At 72.1% G+C, this 22,017-nt stretch carries 21 protein-coding genes; 10 read left to right on the forward strand and 11 right to left on the reverse strand.

What is annotated here, in order from left to right; genetic code table 11:
• The 5 genes from AB0B58_RS02770 to AB0B58_RS02790 all read left to right on the forward strand — a co-directional run bounded on the left by AB0B58_RS02770 (window position 1) and on the right by AB0B58_RS02790 (window position 4,562).
• Window positions 1–927, forward strand: coding sequence for a F0F1 ATP synthase subunit gamma (locus AB0B58_RS02770; protein ID WP_360216388.1), 927 nt, complete (start codon window positions 1–3; stop codon window positions 925–927).
• Window positions 924–2,369, forward strand: coding sequence for a F0F1 ATP synthase subunit beta (atpD, locus tag AB0B58_RS02775; RefSeq protein WP_184989817.1), 1,446 nt, complete (start codon window positions 924–926; stop codon window positions 2,367–2,369). Before AB0B58_RS02770 ends, atpD begins: the two co-directional genes overlap by 4 nt.
• 195 nt (window positions 2,370–2,564) lie before the next feature.
• Window positions 2,565–3,707, forward strand: coding sequence for an LCP family protein (locus AB0B58_RS02780; RefSeq protein WP_360216392.1), 1,143 nt, complete (start codon window positions 2,565–2,567; stop codon window positions 3,705–3,707).
• A gap of 97 nt (window positions 3,708–3,804) precedes the next feature.
• A complete protein-coding gene (locus AB0B58_RS02785; protein ID WP_360216395.1) occupies window positions 3,805–4,086 on the forward strand; it encodes a F0F1 ATP synthase subunit epsilon in 282 nt (93 codons plus the stop codon).
• 8 nt (window positions 4,087–4,094) lie between these two features.
• Window positions 4,095–4,562: a DUF2550 domain-containing protein gene (locus AB0B58_RS02790; protein ID WP_360216398.1), complete on the forward strand. Its 468-nt coding sequence runs from the start codon at window positions 4,095–4,097 to the stop codon at window positions 4,560–4,562.
• Window positions 4,563–4,718: 156 nt separating this feature from the next.
• On the opposite strand, the gene AB0B58_RS02795 is transcribed toward AB0B58_RS02790, so the two are convergent.
• Window positions 4,719–5,291, reverse strand: coding sequence for a cob(I)yrinic acid a,c-diamide adenosyltransferase (locus tag AB0B58_RS02795; RefSeq protein WP_360216402.1), 573 nt, complete (start codon window positions 5,289–5,291; stop codon window positions 4,719–4,721).
• Window positions 5,292–5,332: 41 nt separating this feature from the next.
• On the opposite strand from AB0B58_RS02795, the gene murA reads away from it, so the two are divergent.
• Window positions 5,333–6,619, forward strand: a complete 1,287-nt coding sequence (gene murA, locus AB0B58_RS02800) for a UDP-N-acetylglucosamine 1-carboxyvinyltransferase (RefSeq protein WP_360217435.1) — start codon at window positions 5,333–5,335, stop codon at window positions 6,617–6,619.
• A gap of 6 nt (window positions 6,620–6,625) precedes the next feature.
• Here murA and AB0B58_RS02805 read toward each other — a convergent pair whose 3' ends face one another.
• Window positions 6,626–7,000 carry a hypothetical protein gene (locus tag AB0B58_RS02805; protein WP_360216405.1) on the reverse strand — a complete coding sequence of 125 codons (375 nt, stop codon included), beginning with the start codon at window positions 6,998–7,000 and terminating at the stop codon, window positions 6,626–6,628.
• A 124-nt stretch (window positions 7,001–7,124) separates the two neighbouring features.
• Between AB0B58_RS02805 and AB0B58_RS02810 the strand changes: the two genes are divergently transcribed.
• Complete coding sequence (locus AB0B58_RS02810) at window positions 7,125–7,973, forward strand: 3-hydroxyacyl-CoA dehydrogenase family protein (RefSeq protein ID WP_360216408.1); 849 nt, start codon at window positions 7,125–7,127, stop codon at window positions 7,971–7,973.
• Window positions 7,974–8,009: 36 nt separating this feature from the next.
• Here AB0B58_RS02810 and AB0B58_RS02815 read toward each other — a convergent pair whose 3' ends face one another.
• The 4 genes from AB0B58_RS02815 to AB0B58_RS02830 form a co-directional block, all read right to left on the reverse strand.
• Window positions 8,010–8,747, reverse strand: a complete 738-nt coding sequence (locus AB0B58_RS02815) for an OmpH family outer membrane protein (RefSeq protein WP_360216411.1) — start codon at window positions 8,745–8,747, stop codon at window positions 8,010–8,012.
• The gene (locus AB0B58_RS02820; RefSeq protein ID WP_360216414.1) at window positions 8,734–11,367 is read right to left on the reverse strand and encodes an FtsK/SpoIIIE domain-containing protein; all 2,634 of its coding nucleotides are present in this window, start codon (window positions 11,365–11,367) and stop codon (window positions 8,734–8,736) included. The genes AB0B58_RS02815 and AB0B58_RS02820 overlap by 14 nt, the downstream gene beginning before the upstream one ends.
• An 84-nt stretch (window positions 11,368–11,451) precedes the next feature.
• Window positions 11,452–12,819 (reverse strand): hypothetical protein, encoded by a 1,368-nt coding sequence (locus tag AB0B58_RS02825; RefSeq protein ID WP_360216417.1) that lies wholly within the window; start codon window positions 12,817–12,819, stop codon window positions 11,452–11,454.
• The gene (locus tag AB0B58_RS02830; RefSeq protein WP_360216420.1) at window positions 12,816–13,442 is read right to left on the reverse strand and encodes a DUF4126 domain-containing protein; all 627 of its coding nucleotides are present in this window, start codon (window positions 13,440–13,442) and stop codon (window positions 12,816–12,818) included. Before AB0B58_RS02830 ends, AB0B58_RS02825 begins: the two co-directional genes overlap by 4 nt.
• Before the next feature lie 57 nt (window positions 13,443–13,499).
• Between AB0B58_RS02830 and nucS the strand changes: the two genes are divergently transcribed.
• Window positions 13,500–14,159: an endonuclease NucS gene (nucS, locus tag AB0B58_RS02835; RefSeq protein ID WP_360216423.1), complete on the forward strand. Its 660-nt coding sequence runs from the start codon at window positions 13,500–13,502 to the stop codon at window positions 14,157–14,159.
• Here the strand turns inward: nucS and AB0B58_RS02840 are convergent.
• The 3 genes from AB0B58_RS02840 to AB0B58_RS02850 are packed head-to-tail and all read right to left on the reverse strand — an operon-like array spanning window position 14,156 to window position 17,815.
• On the reverse strand, window positions 14,156–15,655 hold the full coding sequence (locus tag AB0B58_RS02840) for a DUF6297 family protein (protein ID WP_360216426.1): 1,500 nt from the start codon (window positions 15,653–15,655) through the stop codon (window positions 14,156–14,158). The two genes, nucS and AB0B58_RS02840, sit on opposite strands and share 4 nt — an antisense overlap.
• Complete coding sequence (locus AB0B58_RS02845) at window positions 15,652–16,299, reverse strand: ATP-binding cassette domain-containing protein (RefSeq protein WP_360216429.1); 648 nt, start codon at window positions 16,297–16,299, stop codon at window positions 15,652–15,654. The genes AB0B58_RS02840 and AB0B58_RS02845 overlap by 4 nt, the downstream gene beginning before the upstream one ends.
• A gap of 22 nt (window positions 16,300–16,321) precedes the next feature.
• Entirely contained in the window at window positions 16,322–17,815 is a 1,494-nt protein-coding gene (locus AB0B58_RS02850; protein WP_360216432.1) for an aldehyde dehydrogenase family protein, read from the reverse strand.
• A 56-nt stretch (window positions 17,816–17,871) separates the two neighbouring features.
• On the opposite strand from AB0B58_RS02850, the gene AB0B58_RS02855 reads away from it, so the two are divergent.
• Both AB0B58_RS02855 and AB0B58_RS02860 read left to right on the forward strand, forming a co-directional pair.
• Window positions 17,872–18,201: a hypothetical protein gene (locus AB0B58_RS02855; RefSeq protein WP_360216435.1), complete on the forward strand. Its 330-nt coding sequence runs from the start codon at window positions 17,872–17,874 to the stop codon at window positions 18,199–18,201.
• The gene (locus tag AB0B58_RS02860; RefSeq protein WP_360216438.1) at window positions 18,194–19,009 is read left to right on the forward strand and encodes an alpha/beta hydrolase; all 816 of its coding nucleotides are present in this window, start codon (window positions 18,194–18,196) and stop codon (window positions 19,007–19,009) included. Before AB0B58_RS02855 ends, AB0B58_RS02860 begins: the two co-directional genes overlap by 8 nt.
• Before the next feature lie 4 nt (window positions 19,010–19,013).
• Here AB0B58_RS02860 and AB0B58_RS02865 read toward each other — a convergent pair whose 3' ends face one another.
• Both AB0B58_RS02865 and AB0B58_RS02870 read right to left on the reverse strand, forming a co-directional pair.
• The gene (locus AB0B58_RS02865; protein WP_360216441.1) at window positions 19,014–20,198 is read right to left on the reverse strand and encodes an AI-2E family transporter; all 1,185 of its coding nucleotides are present in this window, start codon (window positions 20,196–20,198) and stop codon (window positions 19,014–19,016) included.
• 130 nt (window positions 20,199–20,328) lie between these two features.
• Window positions 20,329–21,828, reverse strand: coding sequence for a Laminin subunit beta-1 (locus tag AB0B58_RS02870; protein WP_360217438.1), 1,500 nt, complete (start codon window positions 21,826–21,828; stop codon window positions 20,329–20,331).
• Window positions 21,829–22,017: the final 189 nt, after the last annotated feature.

Consider the following 22,017-nt stretch of genomic DNA (forward strand, 5'->3'; position numbering starts at 1 on the left):
ATGGCCGGTCAGGTACAGGCACTTCGGCGGCGCATCCGCACCGTCAAGTCCACCAAGAAGATCGCCAAGGCGCAGGAGCTCGTCGCGACGAGCCGCATCGCCAAGGCTCAGGAGCGGGTGGCCGCCTCCAAGCCGTACGCGGAGGCGATCACGCGGGTCCTGACGGCGCTTGCGTCCAACGCGACGATCGAGAACCCGTTGCTGCAGTCGCGCGAGCGGGTGCAGCGGGCCGGTGTTCTGCTGATCACCAGCGACCGGGGCCTGGCCGGCGCCTACAACGCCAACGCGATCCGCACCGCCGAGCAGCTGATGGCGCGGCTGCGGGCGGACGGCAAGGACGTGGCGCTGTACATCGTCGGCCGCAAGGGCGTCGGGTACTACCGGTTCCGCAACCGGCCGATCGAGACCAGCTGGACCGGGTTCTCGGAACGGCCTTCGTTCTCCGACGCCCGCACCATCGGCGACGCGCTGCTCGAGGCGTTCGTCGCCGGTGCGGACAACGACGAGTCGTTCGGCCCGGACAGCATCCAGGGTGTCGACGAGCTGCACATCGTCAGCACCCGGTTCAAGTCGCTCATGACTCAGTCCGCGGAGGCGCGCTTCCTGGCGCCGATGCAGGTCGAGGAGCAGGAGCGCGAGCCCGGGCTGCGTCCGGCCTACGAGTTCGAGCCCGAGGCCGAGGAGCTGCTCGACGCGCTGCTGCCGAAGTACCTCAACACGCGGATCTACGCGGCGTTGCTGGACTCGGCGGCCAGCGAGTCGGCGTCCCGGCGCCGTGCGATGAAGAGCGCGTCGGACAACGCGGACGACCTGCTCAAGCGGTACACGCGCGAGATGAACTCCGCGCGGCAGGCTGCGATCACCCAGGAAATCAGTGAGATCGTCGGCGGCGCCAACGCGCTGGCCGCGGCGGGAAGTGATGAGTGATGACTGCTGTTGCTGAGCCCACCAAGACGGAGACCGGCGTCGGCCGCGTCGTCCGGGTCATCGGCCCGGTCGTCGACGCCGAGTTCCCCCGTGACGGCATGCCGGGAATCTTCAACGCGCTGCACGTCGACGTGACCCTCTCCGGGGGCACGAAGACGCTGACCCTCGAGGTCGCCCAGCACCTGGGTGACAACCTGGTCCGCGCCATCTCGATGCAGCCCACCGACGGTCTCGTCCGCGGTGCCGAGGTCCGGGACACCGGCTCGCCGATCTCGGTGCCCGTCGGCGACGTGACCAAGGGCCACGTGTTCAACGCCCTCGGCGAGGTGCTCAACGTGGACCCCTCCACGCTGGACATCACCGAGCGCTGGCCGATCCACCGCAAGCCCCCGGCGTTCGCGGATCTCGAGCCGAAGACCGAGATGCTGGAGACCGGCATCAAGGTGCTCGACCTGCTCGCGCCGTACGTGCGAGGCGGCAAGATCGGCCTGTTCGGCGGCGCGGGCGTGGGCAAGACGGTGCTCATCCAGGAGATGATCATCCGTGTCGCCCGTAACTTCGGTGGTACGTCGGTGTTCGCCGGCGTGGGTGAGCGCACCCGCGAGGGCAACGACCTCATCCTGGAGATGGCCGAGGGTGGCGTGCTCGACAAGACCGCCCTCGTCTTCGGCCAGATGGACGAGCCGCCGGGCACCCGCCTGCGCGTCGCCCTCTCCGCGCTGACCATGGCGGAGTACTTCCGGGACGTGCAGAACCAGGAGGTGCTGCTCTTCATCGACAACATCTTCCGGTTCACCCAGGCCGGCTCCGAGGTGTCGACGCTGCTCGGCCGGATGCCGTCCGCCGTGGGTTACCAGCCCACGCTGGCGGACGAGATGGGCGAGCTGCAGGAGCGGATCACGTCGGTCCGGGGCAAGGCGATCACCTCGCTGCAGGCGATCTACGTGCCCGCGGACGACTACACCGACCCGGCCCCGGCGACCACGTTCGCCCACCTGGACGCGACCACGAACCTCGAGCGGTCGATCTCCGACAAGGGCATCTACCCCGCCGTGGACCCGCTGGCCTCCAGCTCGCGGATCCTGGCGCCCGAGTTCGTCGGCGCCGAGCACTACGCGGTCGCCCGTGAGGTGCAGCGGATCCTGCAGAAGTACAAGGACCTGCAGGACATCATCGCCATCCTCGGCATGGACGAGCTCTCCGAGGAGGACAAGGTCACGGTGCAGCGGGCCCGCCGCATCGAGCGCTTCCTCTCGCAGAACACGTACGCCGCCGAGCAGTTCACCGGCGTTCCCGGCTCGACGGTCCCGCTGAAGGAGACCATCGAGGCGTTCAAGAAGATCAGCGAGGGTGAGTACGACAACTACCCCGAGCAGGCCTTCTTCATGTGTGGTGGCCTCGAGGACCTCGAGAAGAACGCGCACGAGCTCATGAAGGGCTGATCTTTGCGGATCTCACGTGAGCCGCGCCGACGCTTGTCGGCGCGGCTTACGCGTTTCCCAGAGCCCGTTATGTCCGTTTAGCTACGCAGTGCAGGTATTCGGACGTGAAAGTTTCTTTTGTTGATCGGATACTCTGGCACTGCTAGGTGTGTAGCCCCGCGATCATGGCGTTGATCGCGGATGGGATCGACCGGCATGGTTGGGGTTCGAGTGGCCAAGAGCAGTAAATCCGGGACCCGCCGGCGCGCGCCTCTGTGGGCGCGGCTCTGCGCGATCTTCGGATGCGTCCTGATGGTCGTCAGCGGCGGCGCGCTCGTCACGAGCCAGGTGCTCGTGGCCCGCTACGCCAACGCCGTCGAGCAGAAGGACCTCTTCGGCAACGCTGCCGAGGGCGCCACCAAGAAGAGCGACATCAAGGGCCCGGTCAACATCCTGCTGGTGGGCATCGACCCGCGAAACACCAACACGGCGCCGCTTTCCGACTCGATCATCGTGGTGCACATCCCCAAGGGCCTGAAGCAGGCCTACCTCTTCTCGATCCCGCGCGACCTGCGGGTCGAGATCCCGCCCTTCGAGAAGACGGGCTTCCGGGGCGGCACCTCGAAGATCAACGCCGCGATGTCGTACGGCAGTTCGATCGGCAACGGGAAGCACGACGTGGCGCAGGGCTTCGACCTGCTCGCCAAGACGGTCAGCAAGCTGACGGGCATCAAGCGGTTCGACGCCGGCGCGATCATCAACTTCAACGGCTTCAAGGACATCGTCGACGCGATGGGCGGCGTCACGATGACGATCGACCAGAACGTGAAGTCGGAGCACCTGAAGCCCAACGGCAAGCCGCGGGACCGCCGGCCCGAGTGCGCGGCCAACAACTGCGAGCACCCCTACATCGGGCCGCAGGCGTCCTACAAGAAGGGCACGTACCACCTCGAGGGGTGGCAGGCGCTCGACTACGTGCGGCAGCGCTACGGCCTGCCCCGCAGCGACTACGACCGCCAGCGGCACCAGCAGCAGTTCATCAAGGCCATGGCCTCGCAGGCGCTGAGCAAGAACGTGGTGACCAACCCGGTCAAGCTCGACAACGTGCTGCGGGCCGCCGGTGACGCGCTGATCTTCGACGGCAACGGCCACACGGTCGTCGACTGGGGCCTCGCGCTCAAGAGCCTGCGCTCCGACGACATGACCCTGGTCAAGCTGCCCGGCCGGAGCCTGATCGAGAACAAGAAGTATCTCGGCGAGGCACTCGAGCCGTCCGCCGACGACTTCTTCGCCTCCGTCAACGACGACACGATCACGACGTTTTTGATCAACCATCCGGAGTTCTTCCAGAAACTCTGATGGTTCGCAGTGGCGGTCGCCACCCCAGGCACCGCTATGTCACCCAGCCGTTTAGACTTCATGACAAGAGCGTCCGCAGGCTTTACAAGGAGACAGCGTGGCCAATCAGCTGCACGTCCAGGTCGTCGCCGTCGAGGAGAAGGTCTGGTCCGGCGAGGCCGAGATGCTCGTCGCCCGCACCGTCGAGGGTGAGCTCGGTGTGCTGCCCGGCCACTCGCCCCTCCTCGGCCTGCTCAAGGAGCCGTCCCAGGTGCGGGTCAAGCTCGCCGGTGGCGAGCAGCTGACCTACGACGTGGCCGGTGGTTTCCTCTCCGTTGACGCCGACGGCGTGACGGTACTCGCCGAGAGCGCCACCCCCGCCACTCCCGACGCCCACTGACGTCGGCGATGCGGATTCTGGTGGTCTTCGGAATCTGCTTCGCCGCGCTGCTCGTCGCCCTCCTCGCGGTCTTCCTGCGCCGCCGTCTGCTCATGGCCCGCGGCGGCACCATCCGGCTTCAGGTCCGGGTCAGCACGATGGTCCTCGGCCGCGGCTGGTCCTCCGGGATCGGCCAGTTCGTCGATGACGAATTACGCTTCCACCGCATGTTCAGCTTCGGCATCCGCCCCAAGCGCGTGCTGGACCGCCGCACCCTCAAGGTCGGCCGCCGGCGGCTGCCCGAGGGACCGGAACGGCTCACCATGCCGGGCCACTGCGTGATCCTGCTCTGCACGACCGGCCGCGCTCAGCTCGAGATCGCCATGGCGGAGTCGACGGTGACCGGCTTCCTCTCGTGGCTCGAGGCGGGCCCGCCTGGGCAGCCGGGTTCGGTCGCGCCCCGCCCGTCGATCACGCCCCGGCCCGCCGAGCGCTGATCAACCACGCCCCGGTCGGCGACGTCCGGGTCGATCGTGAGACACCCCTGGCCCGTCGTCGCGCAGCCCTCTCGCCATGCTCGCTTTCGGGCCGGGAGGCCCGGCGAGACCTGACCGGACAGGGGCCGGGCAGGCCGCGCCGCGCTTGGGGAAGGCTCAGGAGACCCCGCCCGGCACCCACTTGACGTCCCCGCCCGGATTCGCGGTGCGGGCCAGGATGAACAACAGGTCCGAGAGCCGGTTCAGGTACTTGGCCGGCAGCGGCGACGTGCGGGCCTCGTCGAGCTCGTGCAGGGCCCAGGCGGACCGCTCCGCCCGGCGCGCGACCGTGCGGGCGACGTGCAGCAGCGCCGCACCCGGCGTGCCGCCCGGCAGGACGAAGGAGTCGAGCGCCGGCAACTGGTCGTTGTACTCGTCGCACCAGCCCTCGAGGCGGGTCACGTAGGCCTCGTTGATCCGCAGCGGCGGGTAGGGCGGGTCCTCGGCCAGCGGATTGCACAGGTCGGCGCCCACGTCGAACAGGTCGTTCTGCACGGCCGTCAGGACGCTCTTCACGTCCGGGGCGAGGGAGCCCATTGCCAGCGCCACGCCGATCGCGGCGTTGCACTCGTCGGCGTCCGCGTACGCCGCGACCCGGGGATCGGTCTTCGCGGTGACCTCGTTGTTGCCGAGCCGGGTCGCGCCGGCGTCGCCGGCGCGGGTGTAGATGCGGGTGAGATGCACAGCCATGCCCCCCACCCTACGGAGGTGGCTGTGCGCGGCCCCATACGATTGCCCGCGTGGATGTGATCAGGGTCAAGGGCGGCGTGCGTCTCTCCGGCGATGTCACGGTCGGTGGCGCGAAGAACTCGGCACTCAAGCTGATGGCGGTCGCACTGCTGGCCGAGGGGCGCAGCGTGGTCACAAACGTCCCCCACATCACCGACGTCGCGATAATGGCCGAGGTGCTACGCCGGCTCGGCTGCGACGTGTCGCTCGGAAGCGGTGACGCGACCATCGACGTGCCCGCCGAGCCGGGCAGCGAGACGGACTACGACCTGGTGCGCCGCCTGCGGGCGTCCATCTGCGTGCTGGGCCCGCTGCTGGCCCGCCGCGGCTACGTCCGGGTGGCACACCCCGGCGGCGACGCGATCGGCTCGCGCGGCCTCGACATGCACGTGGCCGGCCTGGCCCGGATGGGCGCTGACATCTCCGGCGAGCACGGCTTCGTCATCGCCTCGGCGCCGGGCGGCCTGCGCGGCGCCAAGATCTGGCTGGACTTCCCGAGCGTGGGCGCGACGGAGAACCTGCTGATGGCGGCCGTCCTGGCCAAGGGCGTCACCGAGATCGACAACGCGGCCCGCGAGCCCGAGATCGTCGACATCTGCGACATGCTCACCGCGATGGGTGCGCAGATCTCGGGCGCGGGCTCCTCGACGCTGACCGTCGAGGGGGTCGACGGGCTCAATCCGGTGCGCCACGCCACGGTCGGCGACCGCATCGTCGGCGGCACCTGGGCGTTCGGCGCGGCGATGACCCGCGGCGACGTCACGGTGCACGGGGTGCAGCCCGCCTACCTGGAGATCGCCCTGGACAAGCTGGTCTCGGCCGGCGCGGTGGTCGAGCCGGGCGACAACCTTTTCCGGGTACGCATGGACGACCGCCCCAAGGCCGTCGACATCGTGACCCTGCCGTACCCGGGCTTCGCGACCGACCTGCTGCCGATGGCGATCGGCCTGGCCGCGGTGAGCACGGGCTCGTCGCTGATCACCGAGAACATCTTCGACGGGCGGTTCATGTTCGTGAACGAGATGGTCCGGCTGGGCGCGGACATCCGCACCGACGGCCACCACGCGGTCGTGAACGGGCGCGAGCGGCTCTCCGGTGCCCCGGTGCGGGCCACCGACATCCGCGCGGGCGCGGGCCTGGTCATCGCGGGCCTGTGCGCCGACGGCAGCACGGAGGTGGGTGAGGTCCACCACATCGACCGCGGCTACCCGAACTTCGTGTCGGACCTCTCCGGGCTCGGCGTCGACGTCGAGCGCGCGGTCGTGGCCGAGCCCACGTTCGACTTCTAGGGACGGCTAGAGGGCGGGGGAGCCCCCGACCAGCCTGCGGGCCTCGTCGACCTCCTCCGGGAAGACCAGGACCAGTAGCCGGCCGTCCGGGCGGGCGGCCGACGTCGAGCGGATGCCGGCCACGGCCAGCAGGCCGCGGATCTCGTCGGCGATGGCCGGGTCGTCGGTCGCCGCGGCGGGGCAGAGCAGGCCGTAGTCCTCGGCGTCGCCGAAGATTGCCAGGCCTTCGTAGGATTCGCGGCCTTCGCAGAGTTCGCGCAGCGGGTCCTCGCCGACCTGGTTCCATTGCAGGCCCATGCGCCAGAAGACGGCAGCGAGGAACCCGACCAGCGCGACGGCTATGAAAGGCCCTAGCAGGTACCAGCCGTCGCTTGGTGGCATGTGCACAGTCTGGCACCGGCGGCCCGCGTTTTCCCGGGATTTGCCCCGATCGAGTCCCTGAGTCAGCGTTAAGCGGGGCGGCTAGGCTGTCACGGCAACCTCAACGTGGAGAAGGAGAGCACACATGGCGGGTCGACTCGCGGTCATCGGCTCCGGTCTGATGGGTTCCGGCATCGCCCAGGTGGCGGCACAGGCCGGCTGGCAGGTCACCATGCGGGACCTGGACGAGGCATCGCTGAGCCGCGGCGTGGCGGCGATCCGGGACTCCCTGGGGCGCTTCGCCGCCAAGGGGAAGATCTCGGCCGAGGACGCCGAGGCGGCGGTGGGGCGTGTCACCACGACCACCGAGCTGGAGGCGATGGCCGACGCCGACGTGGTGGTCGAGGCGATCTACGAGAAGCTCGAGGCGAAGCACGAGGTCTTCCGGGCGCTCGACAAGATCTGCAAGCCCGGCGCGGTGCTCGGCACCAACACCTCCGCGATCCCGATCACCCAGATCGCCGCGGTCACCTCCCGGCCGGAGTCCGTCGTCGGCATCCACTTCTTCTCGCCGGTGCCGATGATGAAGCTGGTCGAGCTGGTCCGCGGTTACCAGACCTCCGACGAGACCCTCGCCAACGCCCGCGACTTCGCCGAGGAGGTCGGCAAGACCTGCGTCGAGGTCAAGCGGGACGTGGCCGGCTTCGTCTCCAACCGGCTCTTCTCGGCCCTGCTGGTCGAGGCGATCAAGCTGGTCGAGACGGGCGTGGTCTCGGCCGCCGACCTGGACACCGTCATGAAGCTGGGCTTCGGGCACGCGATGGGCCCGCTGGCCACCGTCGACCTGACCGGGCTCGACGTGATGCTGAACGCGGCGAGCAACATCTACCACGACACCGCGGACGAGAAGTTCTTCCCGCCGGAGCTGCTCCAGCGCATGGTCACCGCGGGCGACCTGGGCCGCAAGACCGGCAAGGGCTTCTACACGTACTGATCGGGCCGCCGCCGGGCGCGGTAGGGCCCGGCGGCCCTACCGCGTTCCCGCGAACGTCACCGACAGCAGCGTGGCCGCGAGCATGCCGCCGAGCAGGGTCAGGCCGATGCCGCCGATGTCGAGCCGGGCACGCAGCCGCCGGTGCGCGATCGCGGCGGCCACCGGCACGCCCGCGGACGGCGCCACCAGGAACGCCAGCCAGCCCAGCCCGCGCAGCACGGCCCCGCCGGGGATCTGGGTACCCCCGAAGGTCACCAGGCCGGCCGCGACCAGCCCGCACATGCCGGCAATCAGCGCGCCCAGCACGGGCAGCAGCGGCAGCACCCAGCGCGGCACCGCGCGGCGCGCGGCCGGGCGTACGGTCACGTCGATCCGCTCGGCGGTCCGGGCGAGCAGCGTCCGGGCTGACTGCCGCGGCGCCGGCGCCGCGGCCCCGGAGTCCGGTGAGCGCTCGAGCGCGACCCGCGGCAGCGCCTCGACCGCCGCCGGCTCGGGCAGTTCGCCGAGCGTACGCACGCGCATTCCCCGGGCCCGACGCAGTTCTTCCCAGAGCCGCGCCGCCTCCCGGTCGACGTCGAGCACCTGGGCCGCCGCGGCGCCCGCCCAGCGGTCGGCCGAGATGGCGTCGTTCTCCGCCCGGGCCAGTTCCCCGGCCGCCTGCGCCGAGCTGGTCTGGTACGCCTGCTCGGCGTTCTCCAGCTCCTCGTCCCGCCGCCGGGCGACGTCGGCGAGCGCGCTCATCATCAACTGGTAGTCGCGGTCACGTGTGGTCACTGTTCACCTCGTACGGGATGATCACTTCCGGATGGCGGTGGACCGAGCGGTCGAAGAACAGGGCCCGGCGCCGGCGCGGGTACCAGACCGGGCCGCCGGGCTGCGGTGAGAGCGGGCTGAGCTCGGGGCCCTGCACGTCGAGGGCCACCCACGCGCCGATGGTGTCCAGGCGGGCGCCGATTCCGCCCAGGTCGTCGCGCAGCCGCTGCACCGAGCGCCACCAGCCCAGCACGTGCGTACGGTCCTCGGGGCCGTCGGTGAGCACGGCACGCAGCCGTTCCCGATAGGACGGTCCGGCGGCGTCGAGCGCGTAGCCGAGCAGGTAGTGCGGGATGCCGTCCGGGTCGAGGGCGTCGAAGAGCTGGTCCAGGTCGGCCGGCCCGTACCAGTCGGCCTGCGGAAGCTCGGCGACCAGCCGGGCCGCGGCCCGCTCCGCGCCCGGGTCGAGGCAGGCGACGCTGAACCGCGCCGGCCCCTGCGCGGCCAGCGACAGCGCGGCCGCGGCGAGCACGTCGCAGGCCTCGCCGGTACGGGTGCCCAGCACCGCCAGGTTGCGTCCCGGCATCCGCCCGAGCCGCAGCCGGGCGGGCCGCGCGGCGACGTCGATCCGCTCGCCGAGCACCGCACCGGGCGAGGAGCCGATGTCCGACGTCACGCTCGGCACCCGCCCCGCGGGCCGGTACGCCTCGGGCAGCCGCGGCACCGCGTCGCCGTCGAAGAGCCGGGGCGGCACGCAGTGGTCCGGCCGGCGGTGCCAGAGCTTGCGCTGCAGGGTGCGCCACGCGGTCCGGTCGCCCGCGTCGGGCAGCCGCACGATGTGGTTGGCGCCGGCCGCGCCCGAGTCGGCGTTGACGACCGCGTGGAAGCGGGGGATGACCGCGGCGGCCAGGTTGGTGTCCGCGAGGACCCGCCGGGCCTTCGGCAGCGCGATGCGCAGGGTGAACTGTCCGATCAGACCGGAGCGACCCCAGAGCGCCTCGATGCCGGAGACGTCCTGGCTGGCCAGCACGAGGTGGATGCCCTGCGACCGGCCGCGCCGGGCCAGGTCCTCGAGGAGGGTCACGGCCTCGTCGGCGAGCGCGTCGCGCCCGGCGAGCAGCACCTGGAACTCGTCGATGACGGCGACGATCCGGGGCCAGTGCCCGCGCGGGTCCTCGGCGCGCAGTTCGGCCAGCTTGGACGCCTCGTACCGCTTGGCGGCCTGCGCCCGGGCGCGCAGCTCCTCGCCCAGGTGGCGCAGCATCGCCAGGCCGAACTCGCGGTCGCCGTTGACGTTGATGCCGGCGAGCCGGACCTGCGGCAGCCAGCTCGGGTCGCGCGGGCCGGGGGCGAACCGCGCGAACGAGACACCCTCCTTGAAGTCCAGCAGGTAGAACGCCAGCTCCGTTGGGCCGTACCGGGCCGCGAGCGAGCCGATCCAGGCGTAGATCAGGTTCGTCTTGCCCGAGCCGGACGGGCCGCCGATGAGCGCGTGCGGCGGATCGTCGCCGAGCGGAACGGAGATGAGCGGGCCGTCGGTGCTGTCGCCGATCGGCGCGGCCAGGCCGTGCGCGGACGACTCGGTCCAGAGCTTGTCGGGTTCGAGGTCGGCGAAGCTGGCCGGCGGCGGGCCCGCGCGCAGGCGCTCGGCGGTGGTCCGGGCAAAACCGGTGATCCGCTCCGGCGGTGGCGGCGCGTCGAGGGTGACCGCCAGCTCGCCGGTGGTGTCGCAGGTGGCCGTGCCGTCGCGTACGGCGATGTGCTCCACCGTGGGGTGCGGCGCGAGCTCGAGACCCCGGACCACCAGGTGTACGCCGCAGGCCACGCCGGTACGGACGATGCGGTCGAGCTGGGCCCGCTGGCCGCCGGTGAGCTCGGCGTCGGCGAGCAGCACGACGATCCGCCACGGTTCGGGGCGCGGGCCGGCGGTCGCGGCGGTGAGCTCGGCGAGGGACGCGTACTCGCCGGCGAGCACCGTCTCGTTGACCCGGCAGATCTGCTCGACCAGGTCGTCGAGCACGGCGCTCAGCCCGCCCGGGCCGACGAAGGAGAGCAGGCCGGCGTTGCCGAGCGGCGCGAACGCCGCGAGCGTGCCGCCGAGCTGCTCCGGGTCGTAGACGGTGAGCCGGATGTCGCCGGGGCGGGTCGTGCCGAGGGCCCGCAGCAGCAGCCCGGAGATGACGCCGTCCGCGGTCTCCGGGTCGCCGACGAGGTTCACGTGTGCGTGGTCGAGCAGCGGCACCAGCGCGGGCAGGCGCCGGTCGCCGTCGCCGGCGTCGTAGCTGACCGTGCCGATCCGCAGCAGCCGGGGGCGGCCGACCCGGTCGGGCTCCGTCGGCGTCCAGTAGCGCCAGGAGGTGCCGGCGGAGCCGGACGCGCAGAGGGCGGCCAGCGACTCGACGTTGCGGGTCAGCGTGCCGGCCTCGGCCGCGGTCCGCCGCAGGATGTCCTGCCGTGCGGCCTCGCGCGCCTCGGCGAGCTGGGCCAGGCAGGTCGAGTAGGCGTCCCTGATGAGCTGTTTGCGGCGCAGGGCCTCGCTGCGGGCAGACTCCGCGGCGGCCAGCACCGCCCGGGCGGTGCCGCGCGCCTCGGCCAGCTCCTGCCGGACGACGGCGACCAGCGCGTTGCGGTGGCTACCCACAGCACCCCCCGGAAGTCACGATGGGAGATTTTAACCATTTTGCCGTGGTTGCCAACTTATGCGGCGCGTGTCGCTATCGAAGCGTCACCGCACGGGTTCCCGGCGTGCGCCGCCGCCGGTCCCGGCCAGCCAGCGCGGGTCGGTGCTCACCAGGTCACGCCAGAGGTGCGCGGCGACCATGGTCGCCGCCTCGGCCTGCCAGCGGTGCAGCGAGCGCCGGGGCACGTAGCGGCGGAACCAGTCGACCGCCCGCCGCGCGTCCCGGTCGAGCCCCTCGGGCTGGGGCCGCCGCTGGTACGGCCGCAGCCCCAGCACGCAGCAGTAGTAGAGGGCGTTGAAGAACCGCCACTCCTCGGTGGTCCCGAACACCCCGGACGGCTTGAGCCGCAGCACGTGCTCGCTCAGCACGGCCCGCAACTCCGCGGCCCGCACCAGCGGCTGCTCGGCCACGCCGGGCCCGCGCGCGGCCAGCCGCCGGTCCACCGCCGGCAGATCGATGAGCGGGTTACGCAGCAGCCGGCCCACGTCGCCGAAGTCCTCCAGCGCCCGCCGGGTCAGCCGCTTGAACTCCTCCGCGTCCAGGGCGATCATCCGGTGCCGCTCGCGCCGCCGGGGCAGCGCGTCGGCCGCCAGCATCAGCGCGGCGCGGTCCTGCCGCAGCCGCTCGTCCCGCAGGAACGCCAGCCGGTCAAGGCCGGCCCGCAACTGTCCCGCCAGGCCGACCGCGCCCAGCACCATCGCCACCAGCACGAACTGGAGCACGGTCACCGCGCGGAGGCCGGGCGCGGCGAGCATGGTCAGCGCGGCCGGACCGGCACAGAGCAGCAGGGCGACCGCCGCGGCGATCAGCGAGCGGCTCAGGTCGGGCTGGAGCCGCTCGCCCGCGTCCACCGCGTCGGCCACCGCCACGAGGAAACCCATCAGCAGCAGATCGAGGCCGATCGCGGCGAGCACCAGGATCGGCGCGCCCAGGTCGATCGGGGCCAGCACCACGACCAGGCCGAGCGCGTGCAGGGCGGCGGCGGCGGCCAGGGCCGACGGCAACGCGGTGGGACGCACCCGCTCGCGGTAGCGCATGAGCAGCACCATCGCGCCCGCCAGCGGCGCGAGCGCGACCAGCTTTCCCACGCCGGGCAGCACCGAGGCCAGCGCCAGGAACAGCCCCGCCAGGATCACCCAGCCGCGGTTCGCCTGCCGGTACTCGGGGACGCCGCGGGGCAGTAGGCCGACGGCCACGCCGGCCCAGAACAGGGCCGGAACGCAGAGCAGCAACTGGGCCGGGGCGGAGGCCGGGCTCAGCGTCCAGACGACCACCGCGACCGCGTACGCGATCAGGGCGGCGGCCGAGCGCCACAGCAGCGACCTGGTGGGGTCACGCCCCACCAGGTAGCAACCCAGCCACCAGGTCAGGGCGAAGGCGGGTACGGCGATCGCGGGCACGGCAGCAGTCAACCAAACAGACGCTCGGTACCGACACCCTCCAGGGGCTGCCGTTCCCGCTTACGCCGCCGTCGCCGCCTGATCGCCCACCATCCACCGAGCATCATCAGCAGGAGTCCGAGCAGGACGAGCACCGGCAGCAAGATCGCCAGCAGCGACAACAGCACGCTGCCGAGGTCCTCGGCCGTGCTGGCCACCGGCGCTCCCAGGCCGGCCGTTGAGGCGTTCACCACAGGTCTCGATACGGCCTTCACGCCGTGCACGCAGAGCGCGATGAGCACGCCCGCCGCGACCGGTACCCACTGGTGCGAGCCGAAGAACGAGCCCGGGTCGGACACGGTCACCGTCTCGGACGCCGAGCCGGCCCCGAACGCGAGCCCGCCGGCGGTCGGCCGGATCACGGTCTGCACGACGTCGTTGGCGTGGTCCAGCACCGGCACCTTGTCGGCGACCATCTCGACGGCGAGCAGCACGACGAGGATGCCGATCGCCCACCCGCCGGAGAGCCACTGCCAGCCGCCGGGCAGCTCGATCAGATCCGTGTAGCGGGCCAGTAGACCCATCGTGAGCAGGGGGATGTAGGCATTGAGCCCGGCGGATGCCGCCAGGCCGGTACCGGTGAGCGCTTCGAGCACGTCATCAGGATGGCACCGGCACGCGAGCCCGGTCCGCGCAGCGGCTACCCTCGTCGGGTGCGCCTGGTCATTGCGAAGTGCTCCGTGGACTACGTCGGCCGCCTCTCCGCCCATCTGCCGCCCGCGGTGCGGCTGCTGATGGTCAAGGCGGACGGCTCGGTCTCGATCCACGCCGACGACCGCGCCTACAAGCCGCTGAACTGGATGAGCCCGCCCTGCAAACTGCAGGAGGCGCCCGGCGTGTGGCGGGTGGTGAACAAGGCCGGCGAGGAGCTGCGGATCACCCTCGAGGAGATCTTCCAGGACACCTCGTACGACCTGGGCGTCGACCCCGGCCTGGTCAAGGACGGCGTCGAGGCGCACCTGCAGGAGCTGCTGGCCGCGCACCCGGAGACCTTCGGCGAGGGCTGGAGCCTGGTCCGCCGCGAGTACATGACCGCGATCGGCCCGGTGGACCTGCTCTGCCGCGACGCCGCCGGCGGTGCGGTCGCGGTCGAGATCAAGCGGCGTGGCGAGATCGACGGCGTCGAGCAGCTCACCCGCTACCTCGAGCTGATGAACCGCGACCCGCTGCTCGCACCGGTGCAGGGCGTCTTCGCGGCGCAGGAGATCAAGCCGCAGGCCCGGGTGCTGGCCTCCGACCGCGGCATCCGCTGCGTGGTCGTCGACTACGACAGGCTGCGCGGCATGGAGCGCAACGAGCTCACCCTGTTCTAGCGGGCGCTGAGCTCCACCCGGTCCGCCGCGGTCGTCCCGCTCACGTACGCCCGCGCGCCGACCGCCGCGATCGCGCCCTGTGCCACCACACCCGTCCACGTCAGCGGGGCGCCCTGTGCGATCAGCACCACCGTGGGCAGGCCGAGCAGGAGCACGTCGATCCCGGCGAGCGCGCTGATCGCCGGGCCGGTCGAGAACGAGCCCATCGGGGTGTCCAGCGGCAACAGTCCGTTGTCGACGAAGCCGACGCGTGCCCGGCGTACCGTCGCGGCCGCGCCGGCCGGGCCCAGCGCCAGCCCCAGCGCCCACCAGGGGCCGGCGGGCAGGTCGCCGAGGGCGTGCAGCATTGAGAGGGCGGCCGAATACCAGAGCGCGGCCAGCACGCCGGGCACCCAGAGCCGCTGGGTGATCGACTGACGCGAGCTCAGGCCGAGCAGGCGCAGCAGGACCGGGTTGCCGGCGTCCGTGCGGACCGTCGCCGCGGCCGCGCCGCCGGCCACCAGGCCGCCGACCAGCACGGCCGCCCCGAGGATCCACCCCGGTGCGTGCGCCAGCAGCGTCGGCAGGGTGGTGGCGCCGGCCAGCCACAGCAGCCGCCGCGGGCGGCGGCGCAGCAGGACGAGGTCCTGAGCGACCAGTACGGGCACCCGCGCCCACAACCGCCGCGACGTCAGCCTGCGCCGCGCCCAGTACCGCCGCTCGACCATCTCCGTCACGAACGACGGCTCCACGCCGAACGCCGAGTCGAGCAGCGTGCCGGCCGTCTTGGACGCCTCGAGGATCCGTTCGTTCGGCGTGTGCGCGAGGCGGCGCACCGCGAGCAGGAAGAAGACGGTCACGATCGCCGCGAGCGCCGCGGTCACGGCGGGCACGACGCCGCCGGCGGGCCAGCCGGCGGGCGCTCGCGGCGCGGCCACGGCCGAGTCGACGACCAGCCCGGCCAGGCCCGCCGCGACCAGCAGGTAGGCCACGTTGTCCGGCCAGGACGACCACCAGCGGTCCGCCTGGGCGCCCAGCGCGACCAGCAGCAGGGCGCCGCCGAGCAGCGCACCGGCCAGCGGCAGCAGCGCGTCCGGGCCGGGCACGGGCCGCGCGGCGACGTGCCCGAGGACGGCGAGGCCCCCGAACGCGCCCGCGAACGCCGCGCCGATCGTCGCCAGCCAGAGCGAGGGCAGCAGCAGCCGGCGGCGGCTGACCGGGGCCGTGAGCAGCCAGGAGGCCGCCGGGCGGCTGAGGCCGAGCGGGCCGAGGCGGCGCAGCGCGAGGTAGAGCCCGCCGACGATGACCAGGCTCAGCGCGCCGCCGGCCAGCACGGACGCGTTCGGGGCGGCCGGCCAGAAGATCGCCGCGAGTTGCCGGTGCAGCATGCCGCCGACGATGGCGACGAACAGCACGGCGAAGTAGAAGTTGCCCAGCGTCTCGCCGCGCTCGCGATGTGCCGACCGGGTCCGGCGCACCCAGCGCCGGACGCTGCCGACGGCGACGGTGGTGGTCACCGCGCGTCGGCGGCGTGCAGGTCGGCCATGCTGACCGTCGTGGTGCCGGCCGCGGCCGCGAACGCCGCGTCGTGGCTGGCCAGCAGCGCCGTGCCGCCGCCGGCGAGATAGTCGCGCAGCAGGCCGGCCACCATGGTCCGTGCCTGCGGGTCGAGCCGCTGCTCGGGCTCGTCCAGGATCAGCAGCCGGCTGGGCCGCAGCAGCGCCAGGGCCAGGGTGAGCCGCTGCTTCTGACCCGACGACAGCGAGGGCGGGATGACGTCGGCGTGTGACGCGATGCCGAAGCGTTCCAGCATCTCGTCGAGGCCGGCCTCCGCCAGGTCCGAGCCGTGCGCGCGGCAGACGAGTTCGCCGTGCTCGCGGGCGGTGAGGCCGGGGTACCAGGTCGGTGGCTCCACAGTGGTGACCACGGCCCGCCAGAACTCCGGTGTGGACCCGGGCGGCCCGCCGAAGATCTCGATCTCGCCCGCGTCGGGGCGCTGCAGGCTGGCGACGCAGCGCAGCAGCGTGGACTTGCCGATGCCGTTCTCGCCGGTCACGCAGACGCCGGCGCCGACCGGCACGGTCAGCCGGACGTCGACCAGCACCGGCGCGGAGCCGTAGCTCACGGACAGGCCGCGGACCTCGATCGCGGATTGATCCACCGGCCGACGCTAGCAAACGAGATCACGGGCGGCGGCCGTACAGCAGCTTCACCGCCTTGACGATGCGCCGCACCTGCGCCGGGGTGCGCTCGAAGGTCATCGAGGGCAGCAGCGAGGGCGCCCGGCGCACGGTGATCGACTTGGCCCGGCCGAACTCGCGCAGCCCGTCGTCGCCGTGGATGCGGCCGAAGCCGGAGTCACCCATGCCGCCGAAGGGCAGGCTGGCCATGCCGACGAAGCTCAGCGTGGAGTTCACGGCGACCATGCCGGTGCGCATCCGCCGGGCGATCCGGATCCCGTTGGCCTTGCCGAACACGGCGCCGCCCAGGCCGAACGGGAGCGAGTTGGCCTTGGCGATCGCCTCGTCCGCGTCGGCGACCCGGGTGATGGTCAGCGTCGGCCCGAACGTCTCCTCGCGGATCGCGGCCGAGTCGTCGGGCACGTCGACCAGCACGGTCGGTGCGACGTTCGGCGGCTGTACGGCGTCGGCGCCGCCGAGCACCGCCCGGCCGCCGGACGCGAGCGCGTCGTCGATGTGCCGGCGGATGATGTCGATCTGGCCGGGCATCGTGATCGGGCCGATCTCCTCGCCCAGCCGGAGCCGGCCGGCCTTCTCCACGACGGCGGCCACGAAGGCGTCGTAGACCTCCGCGACGGCGTACGCCCGCTCGATGCCGATGCAGGTCTGGCCGGCGTTGGTCATCGCGCCCCAGACCGCGGCCTCGGCAGCGGCGGCGACGTCCGCGTCGGCGTCCACGATGAGCGCGTCCTTGCCGCCGGCCTCGATGACGACCGGGGTGAGGGTCTCCGCGCAGGTGGCCATGACCCGCTTCGCGGTGGCCGTGGAACCGGTGAACGCGACTTTGCCGACGCCGGACCGGCACAGCGCGGCGCCGACGTCGCCCAGCCCGTGCACCGCCTGCAGCACCGGCTGCTCGGGCACGACCTCGGCGAACGTGTCGACCAGCCACTGGCCGACCGCCGGGGTGTACTCGCTCGGCTTCAGCACGACGGCATTGCCGGCCGCCAGCGCGCCGCTGATCGGGCCCAGCGGGGTGAGGATCGGGTAGTTCCAGGGGCCGATCACGCCGACCACGCCGAAGGGCAGGTATTCGAGGTGGCCGGAGTGCTCGGCGACCAGCAGGCGGGTCCCGGTGCGCCGCGGCCCGAGCACCCGCTTGGCGTTGCGGGCGGCCCAGTCGACGTGCTCGATCCCGGCGATGGCCTCGACGATGGCGTCGGTGACCGGCTTGCCGGTCTCCGTGTGGGTGAGCTCGGCCAGCTCCTCGATCCGCTGGGTGAGCAGGGCCCGCCAGCGCAGCAGCCGCACCTTGCGGCCGTCGAAGCCGAGGCCGGCCCACCAGGCGCCGGCCTCGCGCGCGCGGTCTACGGCGGCGTCGACCGCCTTGTCGTCCGAGACCGGCAGGCGACCCGCCTCGGCGCCGGTCGCGGGGCTGGTCGAGATGAGGAAGCCGTCCTCGACCACGGGCATGCCGGGAGTACGGGTAGCCGTCATGAACGTGAGTCTAGGTCGCATTCGGCCCGCCGCGCCTCACACGTACGCTTGATTTCGTGAGCCCGCGCCGCAATCGCCCACGCCGCCCCGAGCCGTCGGAGTCCAACGCCGCCGAGGGCGCGCGCAAGGGCGTCGAGGGCGTTCAGCAGTACCAGGACGGCGAGTGGATGGTCCGGTCGATCTTCGGCGGGGCGGCGGTCAAGGCGTACCGTTGCCCCGGCTGCACGCAGGAGATCCGCCCCGGCGTCGCGCACGTCGTGGCCTGGCCGGTCGACGACCGCGGCGACGAGAACGACCGGCGGCACTGGCACACCGGCTGCTGGCGGGCGCGTGACCGGCGCGGCCCGACGGTGGAACGCTCGCGCAACGCGCCGCGCTATGGGTGAGGATGAGAACGTGAGCAACCAGATCCGCGCCAACTCGGTCCTACCCGCCCGCCGCCAGGACATCGAGCTGCACACGGCCGACGGGCTGACGCTTGTCGGCGAGCTGGCCCGGCCGGAGTTGGGCGAGCCGGTGGCCACGCTCGTCTGCCTGCACCCCCTGCCGACGCACGGCGGGATGATGGACAGCCACGTCTTCCGCAAGGCGGCCTGGCGGCTGCCGGCGCTGGCGGGCGTCGCGGTGCTGCGCTTCAACACCCGGGGCACGTCGAGCATGCGCGGCACCAGCGAGGGCGAGTTCTCGGCCGGCGAGGCGGAGAAGTACGACGTCGCCGCCGCCATCGAGTACGCGGAGTTCCTCGACCTGCCGAACGTCTGGCTGCTGGGCTGGTCGTTCGGGACCGACCTGGCGCTGATGCACGGCCTCGACCCGGCGATCGCCGGCGCGATCCTGCTGTCGCCGCCGCTGCGCTTCTCGTCCGAGGCGCACCTGGCGGCCTGGGCGGCGGACGGCAAGCCGGTGACCGCGCTGGTGCCGGAGTTCGACGACTACCTGCGCCCGGCGGAGGCCGCGGCCCGCTTCGCGGCGATACCGCAGGCGGAGGTGGTGGGCGTCCCGGGCGCCAAGCACCTCTGGGTGGGCGACGCGGAGACCGTGCTCGACGAGATCGTGCGCCGGGTGGCGCCGGGCGTCGACGTTCCGCTGCCGCGCGCGTGGCAGGGCGCGATGGAGTCGGGCGACATGAACGCGTACGCGGACCGCACGGTGGCGGCGTTCTCGGACGTGCCGGTGCCGAAGCCCGGGCAGTGAGGGGTTACTTCTCCTCCATGCTCGGGTTCACGACCTCGCGGACGATGAGCTGGATCGCCGCCACCACCGGGATGGCGATCAGCGCGCCGATCACGCCGAACAGGCCGACGCCCAGCAGCGCCGCGGTCACCGCCGCGACGTCGCTCACCTTCACCGATTTGCGCATCACCCGCGGGTAGATCAGGTAGTTCTCCACCTGCTGGTAGATGACGAAGAAGACGATGCAGACGATGCCCGTCGTCAGCGAATCCGCCAGCCCGACCAGGCTGACGATCACCGCGCCGAGCGTCGCGCCGATCTGCGGGATCAGGTCGCAGACCGCGACCACCACCGCCAGCGCGAACGGGTACCCCAGGCCGACGATCAGCGCGAACGCCCACGTGCAGACGCCCGCCAGCACCGCGATCGCGATGGCGCCCACCATGTACGCGCCGACCTTGCTGAGGATCTCGTCGCTCAGCAGCCGGACCCGGTCGCGCCGGGAGCGGGGCACCAGGGAGTACGCGCCCTCCTTGATCCGGTCGAAGGCCGCCATGAAGTAGATGACCAGCACCAGCACGGTCAGCACGTTGAAGATCGTGCCGAAGACCAGCTTCGCGCCGCCGACCACGCCGCCCAGCGCGTTGGTCACCGTGCCCGCGTTCACGGCGCTCTGCACCTTGCTGAGGATGTCGTAGCGCTGGACGAGGTCGTTCACCGTCTCGTTGCGCTGGAGGCTCTCGATGAAGCTGGGCGCGCTCTCGACCAGCTCGCCGGTCTGCGTGATCAGCGGCGGGATCAGCGCGAACACGCCGCCGCAGAGCAGCAGCACGATGGACAGCGTCATCGCGGTCACGGCCAGGCCCCGAGGGACACCCCAGCCGCGCAGCCGGGTGACCGCCGGGTTGAGGCCGATGGCCAGGAACATCGCGATGAAGATCAGCACCAGGATCGAGGCCGCGTTGCGCAGGCCCAGGAAGATCCCGTACGCGGTGATCAGCCCCAGTCCGCCCAGCAGCCCGAACAGGAACGGGTTGCGCCTGTTGAGCGGCGGGCCGGGCCGGCCGAACTCGCCGGAATGGGATGACTCGCCGTCGTCCGGAACGGGCTGGTCGTCCGGAACGGGCTCGTCGGCCGGAACGGGTTCGTCGGCCGGCGGCGCGACCGCATCGGCGTCGGTGTCAACCGGGCGTGACTCGTCGGCCGTCACCGGAACCTCCACATGTGCGCGACGGGAGCCCGGGCAGCGGTCGGCGACCGGTGCGGCGAAGGGACGTCCCGGCGGGCAATTTATCGGTACGGGCCAACGCCCGCCACCCGTCGAGCCGAAACGGGGCTGCTCAGTCGGCGTCGACGCCGACCCGGCTGTCCGCCGGACGGGTCGTCACCTTGGCCGAGGCGGTGATCTTCGCGGGTGCGGCCGAGGCGGATCCGGCTGAGCCGGACGGGGAGGGTCCGGACGCCGTCGCCGTGCCGGACGCGGCCGGCGCGGTGTGCGAGTCGGGCGCCGCGTGCTGACCGACCGACGTCAGGGGCGAGGCCGACTGCGGACCGACCGGGGCCTGACCGGTCGCCGGTGCGGACGGACCCGGACCGGACGACTCCTCGTCATCGTCGTCGTCCGGAGACGCGGCGGCCGCGAGGACCGCGGCGGCGGCGAGTTCGGCGACCCGCTTGGCTTCCTTCTGCACCTGGCGACGCACGTCGGTGGCGCGGCGCTCCGCGGCCTCACCGGCGCGCTTCGCCTCGGCGACGTGCTCGAGCTCGGCCTCGAGCTGCTTCTTCACCTCGGCCAGGCGCTGCTGGACGCGCGCCTCCTCCTTCTCGGCGGTCTCGGCCCGCTCCTTCGCCGCGGCGACCTTCCGCTCGGCCTCGGCGACCTCCGCGTGCGCGGTCTCCAGGTCGCGGCCGGCCCGGTTGATCTTCTCCTGCTGGGTGGCGATCTCCTTGCGGGTCGAGGTGGCCTGCTCGTCGGAGCGGCGCAGCACCTCCTCGGCGTACTTGTCGGCCTCGCTGCGCAGGTCGGCGCACTGCTTCTCGACGCTCGAGCGCATCTGCGTGAGCTCCTGCGCGACGGACGACTTCAGCTCGGTGCGCTCGCGTTCGGCATCCGTGCGCAGCTTCGCGACGTCCTGCTGGGTCTTGTCGCGCAGCGCCTTCATCTCCTGGTCGGCCTGCATCCGGGTCGACTTGGCATAGCCGTCGGCCTCGGCGCGGACCCGCTGGGCCTCCTGCGCGGCAAGCTCGGTGAGCTGCTTGGTCTCGGCGCGGGAGCGGGCGAGCGTGGACTCGGCCTCCGCGCGCATCTGCTCGGCGGCCTGGCGGCTGGTCGCGACTGCCTTCTCGGCGGCGGCGCGGCGGGTGACGTCGGCCTTCTCCTCCTCGGCGCGGCGGGCGGCCAGGGCGATCTCGAAGTCGCGGATGCCGTCGTGTGCGTGCGCCTCGGCCTCGGCGCGGATCCGCTCGGCCTCGGCGAGGCGGGCGGCGATGTCGTCGGCGGCGGAGCGCTTGATGTCCGCGGCGACCTCTTCGGCCTTGGCGAGGATCTCCTCGACCTTCGGGCCGAGGTGGCGGAACGAGACCTCGGCGCCGACGCCGGGCTGACGGCGCGCCTGCGCGGCCTCCTGCTGGAGCCGGTCGAGCTGTCCGGCCATCGCCTGCAACTGCGAATAGGCCTGCTCACGCTCGCTCGCCAGCGCGGCTATCTCGTTCTCGGCGCGGGCCACGTAGCGTTCGACCTGCTTCTTCTCGTAACCCCGCAGGGCGGTTTCGAAGCTGGGCTCGGAGGCTGCGTCTCCACCGAGACCGAAGATTTCCCCGCCGTGCGACATGTTTTCCATCCTCACATACGCATCGTCCCGTGACGTGTCGATACACACCGGCCTGGCGGGAGTAAGCGTCTCGTTGTGATTTGTCTGTGCTCAGGCTACGTATGAAAACGAACGGGCCGCACCGGAGGAGCTCCGGTGCGGCCCGCAAACGTCTACGCACAACCGGCCCGGTCATATCAACCGTTACGCACCCCGAAG

The organism is Actinoplanes sp. NPDC049118, from assembly GCF_040648555.1.
Classification (GTDB): domain Bacteria; phylum Actinomycetota; class Actinomycetes; order Mycobacteriales; family Micromonosporaceae; genus Actinoplanes.